Genomic DNA, 13,024 nt, shown 5'->3' on the forward strand with positions numbered 1-13,024 from the left:
CGTAGTTGTTCGTCTCATTCTTGGAGTTTGTTATGAAAAACATTTTTGCTGGGCTTTTAGCGATTGCACTCGCCCTGCCATTGGCTGCCGGCGCTCTGCCCGGCTACGATCAAAACGCAGACACCAAGCTCAACGATTGGTCTGCGGCTAATGAGCAAGTGCAAAAGGCTGGTGGGTGGAAGGCCTACGCAAAAGAAATAGCTGATGACCAAAAGGCAAAGCGTGGTGAAAGCAAACTGGGCAGCGCACCCACACTCACGCTGCAAGCAGCCATGGATCGGGCCATGGCACTTAACCCCGCACTCACCCAGACCCTGGCAACGATAAACGGCAAAGAGAGCAACTATCTGGCACTAAGCCCGCATCAGCGCGAGGCACTCTCACAGCGGGATCGGCTGTTGGCCAATGTGAAGCTGCGCTATTTCGCTGCGGTGGCCGCCCAAGAGCAGGCGAACTACAAAGAAACGATTAACGAGACGGCCGCAGTCGCTGCTGAACTCGCTCTAAGAATGCGAAAAGTGGGTAACCTGAATTTTGCCCATCAGGCCGAAGAGCAGCTCTCACACGCAAAGACTGCTGTTGCCTTCAACAATGCCAGACTAAAGGCGAGCGCGGCAAAAGACCAACTCGCGCAACACCTGGGGTTTGCGGGCCGGCAAGCTGAGTTCACACTGCCATCACGGCTTCCCGATCTGCCACAGCATTTTCCCGCGCCGTCTGACTTAACCCAGATCTTGTTATCAGAAGTTCACCCGACCGCGGGCGAAGCGTCTTCTTCGCCCGCCAGTCTGCGGGCACGCGGAGAAGCACGGCAGGCGCTGGCTTCTGCTGAAAACGCCTATCGCATTGCCAAGCATTATCGAGACGAGGTGTTGCCGCTACGCAAGAAACTATCCGAAGAAACTCTGCTGCGCTACAACGGCATGTTGATTGGTGTGTTCGATCTCTTATCAGATGCAACACATCAAATCGAGGCCGTGGAGTCCTATCTAGAAGCGTTACATAGCTACTGGGTGGCGGATGCCAAATTAACTGTTGCGCTTGCCGAACTTAAAGAAGACGGCGCCCAATTCCGGAGATCTGCATGGACACGATAAATCGCCGACGTTTTCTAACCGGTACCGCAGCTGTCTCGGCCACGGTTGCCGCCACTGCGGTGAGCAAGGTGGCCATGGCCGCACTGCCCGAACCCGTGATTCAAACCAGCGCTGCAACCCAGCCACCGCTTACGCCAGAAACCGGCCGGCCCTATAACCCAGTGGTCACACTCAACGGTTGGACCCTGCCCTGGCGGATGAATAACGGCGTCAAAGAATTTCATCTCATCGCCGAGCCGGTGGTGCGTGAAATGGCGCCTGGGTTTAAGGCGCACTTGTGGGGCTACAACGGTCAGTCCCCTGGCCCGACAATTGAAGTGGTGGAAGGCGACAAGGTGCGCATCTTTGTGACCAATCGATTGCCAGAACACACATCGATTCATTGGCATGGTCAGCGTCTGCCCAATGGGATGGATGGCGTAACCGGCTTAAACCAGCCCGGAATTCCCGCGGGCAAGACCTTTGTCTATGAATTCACCGCCCGCAGGCCGGGCACCTTTATGTATCACCCCCATGCGGATGAAATGACCCAGATGGCCATGGGCATGATGGGATTTTGGGTCACCCACCCCAAAGGCAAACACCCGCTGATTGATCCAGTGGATCGAGATTTCTGCTTTTTGTTAAACGCCTATGATGTGGACCCTGGCAGCTACACACCCAAGACCATGACCATGTTGGATTTCAACATCTGGTCTTGGAATAGCCGTGTATTCCCAGGCATTGATTCGCTCAATGTCCGGCTCAATGACCGGGTGCGAATTCGAGTGGGCAATCTCACCATGACCAATCACCCCATTCATATCCACGGCCACGAATTCGTGGTGTCAGGCACCGATGGTGGACCAACGCCAAAAGCAAGCCGCTGGCCAGAAGTCACCACCGATATCGCCGTGGGCCAGATGCGTCAGCTGGAATTTGTTGCCGACGAAGAAGGCGATTGGGCCTTTCATTGCCACAAATCGCACCACACCATGAATGCCATGGGCCACGATGTGCCCAATCTTATCGGTGTGGACCACACGGGGCTTGCCAAACGTATTGGCCGGCTTATCCCCGACTACATGGTGATGGGCGAGCGCGGCATGGCCGATATGGCCGAGATGGAAATGCCACTGCCAGAAAACACTGTGCCCATGATGACAGGCGAAGGCCCCTATGGCTCGGTGGAAATGGGCGGCATGTTTAGCGTGTTAAAGGTTCGCAAAGATCAGCCCAAGGGGGACTACCGTAACCCTGGCTGGTTTAAGCAGCCGCCCAACACACAGGCTTATGAATGGAAAGGCGCCCCTCTGCCCGCGACCCGATCCAATGCTGCAGGCAATAGTGCCATGCCAAGAGAGTCATCAAAAGAGGTTGAGGTGAAGATTCAAAAACCAAACCAAGGCAACAGCCAGGGGCACAACCACTGATGCCACAGCCATTGCTCACCAACTGGTGCCCAAACAACCTATCCATCACAGCACGACAGGAACACTATCTTGATTAAGGATCTAACAATGCAACAAATCGCGATTGCAATCGCTTTTTCACTCGGATCATTGGCATCTGCCTATGCACATGGCCCAAGCGAGCACAGCGCAAAAGGCCCAATGCAGGCGCATGCCCCGGTGGTCAAAGAGCAAAAAGACTGGGGCATTGCCGGTGATGCCAAATCGGTAAACCGAACCATACGCATCGACATGACCGACGACATGAAATTTACGCCCAATCGTTTGTCCATAAAACTTAACGAAACGGTTCGTTTTCAAGTCGTGAACAAAGGCGGCAAGCTTCACGAGATGGTGATTGGCACCAAAAAAGAACTTGATGACCATGCGGAAATGATGAAGAAGTTTCCCAATATGCAGCATGATGAGCCCTATATGGCCCACGTGGACCCGGGCAAACGCGCGGATCTGGTCTGGCTTTTTAATCGCGAAGGAAACTTCGATTTTGCCTGCCTGATCCCTGGCCACTATCAGGCCGGCATGACTGGAATCATCACTGTTACCCAATGAACCCAACAGGAACCGCTATGAAACAAATCAACACCACGCTTGAGTCACGCCGGCAGATCTTGCGCGGCATCTCTGCCCTTGCCGCCACACTTAGCCTTGCGCCCGCTGTATCACTGGCCCAGATGAGTAAGCCCATGGTTGAGGTCTGGAAATCCCCCACCTGCGGCTGCTGCAAAGACTGGATCAAACATTTGGAGGCCAACGGCTTTCAGGTCAAGGCTTATGATAAGGGCAACATCGCCATGCGGCGTGAACTCGGCATGCCAGAAAAATTTGGCTCCTGCCACACGGCAAAGGTCAACGGCTACGTGATCGAGGGCCACGTGCCCGCCAAAGAGATTCATCGCTTGATTAAGGAAAAACCAAAAGCGCTTGGCCTATCGGTTCCCGAGATGCCTATTGGTACCCCCGGCATGGACGGGCCGGAATACGGCGGCCAGGTCGACCCGTATGAGGTGCTTTTGGTTCAGCGCAACGGCACGGCAACGGTCTACCAGGCGTACACCACGCAACGCGCCGGTAAGCGCTAAATGGGAGTTTGGAAAATGTCTCACCACCAAAATCTTTTGCGCGGAAAATTCTTGCCCGTGATGCTCACCGGCCTGCTGACCATGGCCACGGCTTCTCAGGCTTATGCTCAGTGGGCCAGCGGTGAGATTCGCCGGGTCGACCCCGACAATCTTCGGCTCACCATCAAGCACGGTGAAATCAAATCGCTCGACATGCCGCCCATGACCATGGTCTTTCATGTCAAAAATCGTGCCGTGCTAGGGGACTTCAAAGCCCAGGACAAAATCGAGTTTCAAGCCACGGCCGAGGGAACAAAATATTTTGTAACCGAGATCCGCAGAGCCCCCTAGTCCGCTTCCACCAGTTCTGGTCGGCCTGGCGATTTGTTAATGGTTAAAAGAATCGCCATGCTGACCAACACAATGGCCATACCCACCAGCTGAATCAGACCAATTTGCTCGTTTAAGAAATACCAGCCCAAAAATACGGTAGCTATTGGCCCCGCCACACTGGCCTGCGCGGTTAGGCCTGAGCCCACTCGGTTCACGGCCACCATGATCATCAGCATGGGAACAAAGGTACACAGGCTGCCATTGAGTAGGCTGTAAAAATACACCTGTCCCGGCTGAACAAAAATCCCATGTGGGTTCGTGATCAGCACTTGAATCACCGCAAAGACAGTTGACGAGCCGCTGGCCAAGGCCACCAGCCGAATACTGCCGATCCGCTTGACCAGCTCCCCGGCGTAAATCAGGTAAATGGCGTAGCTCACTGCGCCAAGTAAGACCAAGGTACTGCCCAAGATGACTTGCTGCCCTTCCAGCTGAACATCATGGGCGAATACCAAAATCACCCCGACATAGGCCACCAGCATGGCAATCCATTGCCGACCATAGATTTTCTTTTTCAAAATAATGGCCGAGATCACCAACACAAAGGCTGGGGTGAGATACAAAATAATTCGCTCTAAGCCAACCGAGATGTACTGCAGGCCAAGAAAGTCCAGGTAGCTGGACACGTAGTAGCCAATGAAGCCCAACATCACGGCTTGTGCAATATCTTTGCGACTCATGGGCTGCGGATTCTTGGTCCGCTTATTCCACCAGACGGCGACCCAGAAAAACGGCAGAGAAAAAAGCATGCGCAAGGCCAGAACGGTCTCAGTGTCCGCCTGGTACTGATAACTTAGCTTAATCAGAATCGCCTTGGCGGAAAAGAGAATCGCACCAAGAGCGGCAAAAAGGATTGCGCCGGTAAAGCCCTGAGTCATAAACACACTAAAAAGGGATAAGTCGACATCATACCGGCTCGGTTCTCGGCTGCTTTGGACCCCACACCCCATATCTTGTGGAGCGGCAGGCGGGTGTAACCGCAAAGATGTATCGAACTAGCCGGGCCGCCTAGACGGTAAAATGGCAGCCAAAGATTGTTTACCCAAAGGTTTCCCATGAAAAAGTCACCCTCTTCCCGCCGTGGCCGCGCCTCCCGCGAGGCAAACGCACTTGTCGAGTTCGCCGAGGGTCTAGCCCAGTCCGGAAGCCGCGCCGAAGACCACTTCTGGGAGTTTCGGCTGGAAAAGGAAATCGAGGGCCTGCTCAAAGATGGCGACGAAGGGTCGCTTAATGCGGGTTTAGATCGCTTGGCCGACCGGGAGTCGCGAGCCTATGAAGAGCTGGCCGATGCGATCGAGGGCCGCGTTGAACACGAAGTCACTCCAACGTCAGACGGTGACCGGGATGTGCTGTTGTTTGCCGCACCCGTGCTGGCCTGGTCCCGCATGCCCCTGCCGACCCGCCCAATTCCAGCGGCAACGGTGAAGGCTTTCACCCAGGCGCTGTCCGATGTGGTGTTCGTACCCGATGCCGATCTGGCGATTGCGAATTATTTTTACTCGCCAGATCAACTACCCGAGACATTTTGTGACACCGCTGAATTCCGGCAGACCCTCACCAAAAGCTTAAAAGACGGTGTACTGAAAATCGACCCAAGCACATTAAAAGAAACAGCCCAGTTTCTGGCGGATCAGCGCTATGTGATTGGGGTGGTCTCGGTACCACGGGGTGAACCCATTTTTCGCTGGCAGTCTGGGGATGCACCCCGCGAACAGGTGCTAAAGACCTGGATCGAAAAGAGCCAAGATACGCTCACACCACTCATGCCCGCCTGCGCCTTTGAGCCCATGCTTCCCCGCGCCTATTACGTGGCTTGCCGTGATGCAGACCGCTCAGCACGGCCATTTTCCATTCGCGCATCGGTTGCCTTCTTGGCCACATCACTCAGCATCGCGCCAAATGCTCTGACCGCAATTGTTGGCGGCTGCTATAACCGTCAGCTAGAAGAGTTTCGGATTGGTTTTGCGGTGGGCGAAGAAGAGGAAGTCATTCATGGCGTGGTCTGGCCGCTACTTGGCGCCGAAGACGAAATGAGCGATGTTGCGGAAGACATTGAAGCTACGTTAAAAGAGGCAGGTATTCAGCGCATTGTCATGCTGCGCCAGCGGCTTCCCATGGAATACTGTGACGACTGTGGCGCCCCACTCTATCCGAACAGTGACGGAGAGATGGTACATGCTGAGCTACCCGATATCGCCGAGCAGCCCAGCCAGCATTTGCATTGATCCCATTCGTTCCGAAGTGCGCTGATTTCGCTATAGGCCTTTACAACCTAGTTCCACTGCCAGTCTGTCTCATCATCAAGCCTCAGCCTATCCCACTCCCGGGCTTCTGACTCAGAGGAAGCTGACCCAGCAGGAGCATTCTTAAACCAATCTTTTCGCAGCTCCTTCGCGGCTTCCAGGATGATCTGGCGCCCACTAACTCGAATCTCAAGTTCAGTGTGAGCGCCAATCGCCTTCAACACGCTTTCCGGGAGGAGGATTCCCTTTGAATTTCCGATCTGACAAATTGTCGTTTTCATGCGCATCGTTGCTTAGTCCGTGTACTTGGTAGACGACTGGTAAGGATACTGAAAAGAGCTAGCTACGTCAGCCCAAACTATCAAGTGAATTTAGTTTTTCGGTTGGTACTGCACCGTTAAAAACACACCCCGTGGCACGGAGTTATACCCCCCTGCGATTTCATATTGCTTGTCAAATACGTTTTCAAACCTTAACCTAGCAACCAAATTGGTCGCTAGGCTTCGATCCGCGTACAGAGAGAAGACACCGTATCCACCCAAACGAGTCGTATTCCACTCGGAATCGTCGCGACTACCCGACGCATACAACCGCCCCCCGACTTCGTAACCTAACAATCGACGAGATATATCAAAGGTGCCATAGTATTTTGCACGCCGAGAGAGCTGCTCTCCTGTCGCTACATTTTTGGGGTCTTGGGAAACAGCAGACAATCTTATGTTGTTACCTTGCCACACAGACTTAAGTGTGAACTCAAATCCTTTGTTTTCTGTTTTGAGAATATTAATCGCAGGTGATGGCCATTGATTCCAGTCATAGTCGATTGCATTGTCGGTCGAGGTATCAAAATATACGACCCTTGCATAGTTGTCTTTGTTTGAAAATACAAACCCAATCTCTGCAGACTTGTATTTTTCAGACTTAATGTCTTTGTTTGTTGATACATCGTATGCGCTTGGTGCTCGAAACCCAGATGACCAAGTACTCGTTAGTTTTGAAGTATCTGTCAACTGATAGCCCACACCAAACAGCTTTGAGGTGTTGTTTTGTTCAGACTCTGACCTGGAAGACGCATCATTTCGTTTTATGTCAATAAAATCGCGCCGAACGTTGCCCTGTACTGTCAACGGGCCACGCTTCACCGTCAGACCGGCGAATAACGCTGAAGTATCTTTGTCTACATCATACGGATCTTCGTACGGATCATAGTATTGGTGATGACGCTCTTGAGCCAAATCCACCCCGAAGCTCAAAACAGATGATCCGCTAACCTCATACCCGTTAGACCATCTCACCCCACTATTTATTGATTTATATCTACCATTATCTGCGCTATTTTTGAAATTTTTTGATTCAACTTCCGAGTTATAAAAATCGATAGAGCTGTCCAAACTATCTGTAATTGACATTTTCGAATAAACAGAAAAAATATCTGTGTCTTTTTTTTCATAATGCTCGGTTGAAGCAGTGTCATCTTTGCTGTCGTAGTCCGCATTTGTTTTTGTACTATGTGCGCGCAATCCGACAGTGACCGATGGCGTCAATTGTTTTTCAAAACTTAAAGAAGCGTAGTCTTTTTTGTATCCGTCTTTATCTGGATTGACCTTACTATTTGACGAATTCATTGCAGAGAATCCAGCAGTGTCGTAAGAACCAACAGTCACATTGAATTTATAACTCCCGGTCATACCACCGAAGCCGGCTGTTACTTCATGTGTGTCACGTGACCCGTACATTGCAGATCCATAAGCCGATGGTGCTCCATTGCTTGCCCGGGTAAAAATACTTATCACCCCGCCTACGGCTGCTTCCCCGTATAACGCTCCGGAATTTCCTCTTAAAATTTCCACTCGGTCGATTTGCGAAAGAGGAAAATCAGTGATCCGTAACGCGCCGATACCATCGACTGGAGCACGTGCACCATCGATGAGAACAACTACCCCCTTGCTGTCCTGACCCCGTAGAAAAAAAGATGTTATTGATCCAAGCCCCCCGTTTCTACCAAACTCAAAACCTGCCTCACCCTGAAGCAAATCGGCAAGCGTCGGAGCCTGTGACTTCTCAATTTCATCGCGCGTAATTACCGAAACCGAGGGAAGCACCGCTGAAAGTGGTTGCTCATATCGCGCCGCACTCACCACCACAGGGTCTAGCGACGCCAGTTGATATAGGGGATTGTTTGAACCAGTTGCGCTCTGCGCAAAAGCAGACGACACCGCGAGTGCGAGCGCACTTGCGACCAAGGGAGACTTCTTCGACATGAATAGACCTTTCAGGCCGCCCACACCCCGTGACGACAAAAAACATTTGCGTCAACGGCCGGTATCCAGGCTGGGGGTGGCGCATGCCAGAAAGCACGCCTTGATCGATTGCCTTCCCAAGATCAGCGATCTCAGTGGCTGGGCCTGCGCCTGTTCAAAAGGGTCAGACCGTAACCGATCAATTCACCCGTTACTGTTTCGGGGGAAGCGCCGGATTCTCACCAGCTTCCCGTTTAACCCGCGTTAAGCAGGCACCAGATGACGGTGTTTGAAGGATCTCAAACAGGCATCAGTGTAACGCCAACTTGACGGGGTAAGAGACCGGTCAAGTTGACGAAAATCAAGCCTGCCTGATTTGAATCGCCTTTATTTGGCGAACAGATAGTCCGGGTTGGCCATGGCCTTGAATTCGATGGCGTTGCCCGATGGGTCCAGAAAGAACATGGTGGCCTGCTCGCCCACTTCACCCTTAAAGCGGACATAGGGCTCAATCACAAACTGAATCCCGGCGGCCTTGAGCCGATCTGCCATGGCGTGAAACTCTGGCATGGACAGCACGATGCCAAAGTGGCGGACCGGCACCTGTTTGCCATCCACATCATTGTGGGCGTCATTCTTGGCTTCGCCCTTGGCCAGATGGGCAACGATCTGATGGCCAAACAGATTGAAATCAATCCACTCGTCGGAGCTGCGACCCTCGGGGCAGCCCAGAATACCGCCATAAAAAGCGCGTGCCTTTGCCAGATCGTCTACGGGAAATGCCAAATGAAATGGGTGCATGGTCAACTCCAACAATAGTGAATGGCCAAGACTTTACCGCACTACCCGCTCGATAAATTCCCTAGACTTTTCAAGGGTTGGCGCCAGAAAGGAAAAAGTTGGCGACAAGGTGGCCACCAGATTGGCGTGGTTGATCAGACCCAGGGGCCCGGGATAGGTCTCGACCCAGACCGGCACACCAACCTCGGTTAAACGCTTGGCCATCGCCCTGGAGTTGATATCGGGATCAACCAGTGGGTCTTCTGCCGCTGTAATCAGCAACATGGGCGGCACATCTTTAGAGACATGCTCAATCGGCTGAGTGTCTTTCGGCGTATTGGGCCAGCTGAAAGCCCGCCGCGCCTCGGGCATTTGAATCGGCAGGAAATTCACAGGAGACGCCAAACCAATAAAGCCCCGAATTCGTTTGCGATCTTGCACAGGCAACCAACGGGAATCCATCGCGAGCATGGCGGCGTTATAAGCGCCAGCCGAGTGGCCCGCCAGAATAATTCTGTCTGGGTCGCCGCCAAGCTGCTTGGCATTGGCAACCACTGCCTGAAACGCAGCCGCACTATCGCGAAGAAACTCGGGGTAGACCACTTCCGGCGTGAGCCGATAGTCCGGAATAGCCACCACATAGCCCATGTCGGTAAACGACTTCGCCACAAACCGATAGTCCTGCCGCGACCCCGTGTGCCAAGCACCACCATAAAAAAACATCACGATTGGCCGAAGCGAGTTCATATTGGTTGGCGCGGCCTTTGCCTGGGCACCGCTGATCGGGCCGCTCCCCACCAATGGGGCATCAACAGCCGCCGGATAAAGATCCACCTTCTGGCGATCAGACTGGCCGTAGCTCACCGTAACCACCGGCACAGCGGGCGCTGGCGTCATGGAGTTCAACACACCCAACCCCGAGCAGCCTGTCAGCAGCAAAGGAATGAACAGCAGCAAAGAAAGTCTGATTCGGTTCACGGTTCCGCTTTATTAAATGGTCAGGCTGACAAACAACCCGACCGACAAGCGTGAATTAAACCAGAATTAGCAGCGCGCCTAATGAATTCCACATAGCGCTCACTGAAGTAATGAAACGCTAAAGCAGACGACTATGGCCACCAAAGACATAGCCCTCGCCATAGTTGGAGATCAGCGGAAAGGCTTGACCGGTGCGGTCCAAGACCTTTTTTCTGAGCCGACTCACCATGACTTCCAGGCTTGGTCCAGTCATGGGCGAACCGGCAAGCTCAAAGACTTTGAAAATCGCCTCGCGGGTGGCCAGCTGCTGGGGACTTCGAAAGAGTTCTGCCAATAGCATCGCCTCGCGGCGACTCACATGCAAGTCCGGCTGGCCACTCACCGATAAGACTTGTCGGGCCGTATCCAATGCCCAGACCACCATCAGCGACGAACTCACCATGGGCGACGATACCGGCATTGAAAGTCGGCGCAGCAGACTAGTTATTGTGGCCTGTATTTCATCGGGTTCCACTGGCTTGACCAGATAGGCGTCAGCACCTTCGTTTAAACCCTGTATGCGTAGCTCTCGTTCACTTCGGCCAGTGCAAACCACAATGCCAGCAGCAAGATATGGCCGAACACGCTTACAGAACTCAAGCCCGCTGCCATCCGGCAGATTGATGTCGAGAAACAGAATATCGAATTGCTGCGAGAGTGCCGCGTCCGCTTCCTTCATGGTGGCCACTGATTTCACCAGATAACCACATGTCTGCAGATATTCCTCTAGCTCGCCACGGAAAACCGGATCGTCTTCGACGATCAAGATCGAATGTCTCATATAAAAACGAATTCTCCACCCGGCAAAAAATGCCTGCAAACACCTACAAAGCCTTACAGCGGGATCTCCAATCGAAACTCACTTAGGCTGCGGCCTTCATGCACCGTCCGGTGATAGCTTGCTCTTCCCTGGTGCAACTCTGCAATTCGGCGAACCGTGGCCAGCCCGATGCCAAACCCCTCTTTCCCGGCCTGCTCCGCCCCACCAGAGGGGGAACGCCAGTAGATTTTAAATAGCCGGTCGACCTCGTTATCGGGAACTCCGGAACCGTAATCAATGACCGAAAAGCAAAGCTGCTCATCCGTCATCTGCACCAACAACTGAACTGGGGATTGTTCAGGCGAATACTTCGCCGCGTTGGTCAGCAGATTCACCAAAGCCAGTTCGATCAACTCACCATCGAGTGAGACCAAGCTTGGAATAGCTGGATCGAATCTGTTTTCAAAGCGCCGCAGAGGCCAGGCATCTTCCACAACTGCCAGGGCCCCCAAGGCAATCTCACGTGGATTGACGGGCTGGCGATTCAGCTGGAAATCGGCATGCGTTAAGCGCTGCAATTGCAGGTGGCGCTCAATCATGTCGGCCATGCGTTTGCTGGTCATACGCAGGCGATCAATACGCTCTTGGGACTGCGGGTTCACAGCCCCGATATCTTTGATTAAGTTGGTCAGCCCCATGCTGATGGCCGCAAGCGGTGTGCGCAAATCATGGGCCACGCCGGCGAAAAACAACGTCTGCTCTTTACGCAACGCCTGCTCCTGGTTGGCCAGTTGCATCGCGCTCTGGGCCAGGGTTTCAGAGCGGCGGCGCTCCACAATGGCACGACGTACTTCTGAAATGGCGCCTTGATAGGCAAGAAACAAAAACCCAACCGTTCCGGCGATCCAGACATATTCGTAAAACGGAATTGGCGCAATCCACCCCAACGCAATCATGGGCGCAATAAAGTAGCTCACGGAGAAGATTAAAAACCCCACAAGAAAATAATTCGCGCCTTCCATACCAACACGGAAATTACGAAACGCGATCCAACCAATGATCGACACGCCCGTAATCAACGACATCATGATGAATGGCCCGCCCACAGTGGCGTAAACACCAAAATAGCGGGTCAATGGTGCCAGCAATGCCACTGCCGCAATGCCGCGCAACAGCCGATCAATAATTGGGTAGTGCTGATTGATAGCAAGTGGCCCGCGAAATACCCAAAGCACAGAAGCCACAAAGACACCAACTGTCCAGGGCACCAAGTTATCGCCAACCCAAGGTGTGTTTTGAAAGACGATCTGGCTCCACAGACCAAGCTGTGCCATCGACCCCGAAATCAGCAAGACCCCCAGCGCCGATAGGCCAAGAAACTGCCGATTACGGCTCCAGAAAAAACTGTTCAAGTTCACCAGCGTGGTGATCAACGCCATCGCTAACAGCGCACCGATCAACAAATTTTCTTTTTGAATGCCTTGCAAAAACGCCTCTGGTGTGTAGAGCAAGAGCGAACCGGTTAGGGTCGAATCACCTTGTAACCGAATATAAAAAACATTGTGCTGCTCATCTTTAAGCGACACGGGAAAGACCGGGGTGCGATGCGGGTAGTTGCGGATCAGATATGGAAATTTATCGCCCGCCTGCATCTCCCGAAACCCATCCGCGGTTGGAAGATAAAACCGAAAATCATCAATGTAAGACGTGTTGTATCGAATGAGCCAGTCTGCATAAGCAAACCGCTCTCGTGAGAGCGCGACACGAACCCATAGTGCGTCGTTGGTATAGCCAAAATTCAAGCCATTAATGGCGGGCTGAAATTTGGGCGCATAGGCTGCCGATGCGATGGTCTCTATCGTGAGAGATCGACTTGGGTCACGTAGCACCGAGAGCTCGGCAGGCCCGAGTGTGTGCGTGGTCTCACCTGCACGCAGGGGGCCATCGGCCTGCGCAAATGGCGCCGCACTCATGACAACAACTAA

At 53.0% G+C, this 13,024-nt stretch carries 12 protein-coding genes and 1 riboswitch; of the genes, 6 read left to right on the forward strand and 6 right to left on the reverse strand.

The window, feature by feature from the left end:
• Positions 1-32: 32 nt before the first annotated feature.
• From AOB54_05575 to AOB54_05595, 5 genes are all read left to right on the forward strand, one after another.
• On the forward strand, positions 33-1,097 hold the full coding sequence (locus AOB54_05575; protein ID WVN40985.1) for a hypothetical protein: 1,065 nt from the start codon (positions 33-35) through the stop codon (positions 1,095-1,097).
• Complete coding sequence (locus AOB54_05580; protein WVN40986.1) at positions 1,085-2,509, forward strand: copper oxidase; 1,425 nt, start codon at positions 1,085-1,087, stop codon at positions 2,507-2,509. The genes AOB54_05575 and AOB54_05580 overlap by 13 nt, the downstream gene beginning before the upstream one ends.
• A gap of 87 nt (positions 2,510-2,596) precedes the next feature.
• Entirely contained in the window at positions 2,597-3,097 is a 501-nt protein-coding gene (locus AOB54_05585) for a cupredoxin family protein (protein ID WVN40987.1), read from the forward strand.
• Positions 3,098-3,219: 122 nt separating this feature from the next.
• On the forward strand, positions 3,220-3,627 hold the full coding sequence (locus tag AOB54_05590) for a DUF411 domain-containing protein (protein WVN42775.1): 408 nt from the start codon (positions 3,220-3,222) through the stop codon (positions 3,625-3,627).
• 15 nt (positions 3,628-3,642) lie between these two features.
• Positions 3,643-3,957: a copper-binding protein gene (locus AOB54_05595; GenBank protein WVN40988.1), complete on the forward strand. Its 315-nt coding sequence runs from the start codon at positions 3,643-3,645 to the stop codon at positions 3,955-3,957.
• Here the strand turns inward: AOB54_05595 and AOB54_05600 are convergent.
• The gene (locus tag AOB54_05600) at positions 3,954-4,877 is read right to left on the reverse strand and encodes a DMT family transporter (GenBank protein WVN40989.1); all 924 of its coding nucleotides are present in this window, start codon (positions 4,875-4,877) and stop codon (positions 3,954-3,956) included. The genes AOB54_05595 and AOB54_05600 overlap by 4 nt on opposite strands.
• 177 nt (positions 4,878-5,054) lie before the next feature.
• Between AOB54_05600 and AOB54_05605 the strand changes: the two genes are divergently transcribed.
• Positions 5,055-6,224 (forward strand): DUF2863 family protein, encoded by a 1,170-nt coding sequence (locus AOB54_05605; GenBank protein ID WVN40990.1) that lies wholly within the window; start codon positions 5,055-5,057, stop codon positions 6,222-6,224.
• 389 nt (positions 6,225-6,613) lie between these two features.
• On the opposite strand, the gene AOB54_05610 is transcribed toward AOB54_05605, so the two are convergent.
• The 5 genes from AOB54_05610 to AOB54_05630 form a co-directional block, all read right to left on the reverse strand.
• Positions 6,614-8,503, reverse strand: coding sequence for a TonB-dependent receptor (locus AOB54_05610; GenBank protein WVN40991.1), 1,890 nt, complete (start codon positions 8,501-8,503; stop codon positions 6,614-6,616).
• Between the two features lie 38 nt (positions 8,504-8,541).
• A riboswitch (cobalamin riboswitch) is annotated at positions 8,542-8,777 on the reverse strand.
• Between the two features lie 92 nt (positions 8,778-8,869).
• On the reverse strand, positions 8,870-9,283 hold the full coding sequence (locus AOB54_05615) for a VOC family protein (GenBank protein ID WVN40992.1): 414 nt from the start codon (positions 9,281-9,283) through the stop codon (positions 8,870-8,872).
• Positions 9,284-9,316: 33 nt separating this feature from the next.
• A complete protein-coding gene (locus tag AOB54_05620; GenBank protein ID WVN40993.1) occupies positions 9,317-10,240 on the reverse strand; it encodes an alpha/beta hydrolase in 924 nt (307 codons plus the stop codon).
• 118 nt (positions 10,241-10,358) lie between these two features.
• Positions 10,359-11,060: a response regulator transcription factor gene (locus AOB54_05625; protein WVN40994.1), complete on the reverse strand. Its 702-nt coding sequence runs from the start codon at positions 11,058-11,060 to the stop codon at positions 10,359-10,361.
• Positions 11,061-11,113: 53 nt separating this feature from the next.
• Positions 11,114-13,012 (reverse strand): sensor histidine kinase, encoded by a 1,899-nt coding sequence (locus AOB54_05630; protein ID WVN40995.1) that lies wholly within the window; start codon positions 13,010-13,012, stop codon positions 11,114-11,116.
• Positions 13,013-13,024: the final 12 nt, after the last annotated feature.

The sequence above is a fragment of the beta proteobacterium MWH-UniP1 genome (genome assembly GCA_036362785.1).
In the GTDB taxonomy this organism is placed as follows: domain Bacteria; phylum Pseudomonadota; class Gammaproteobacteria; order Burkholderiales; family Burkholderiaceae_A; genus Lacustribacter.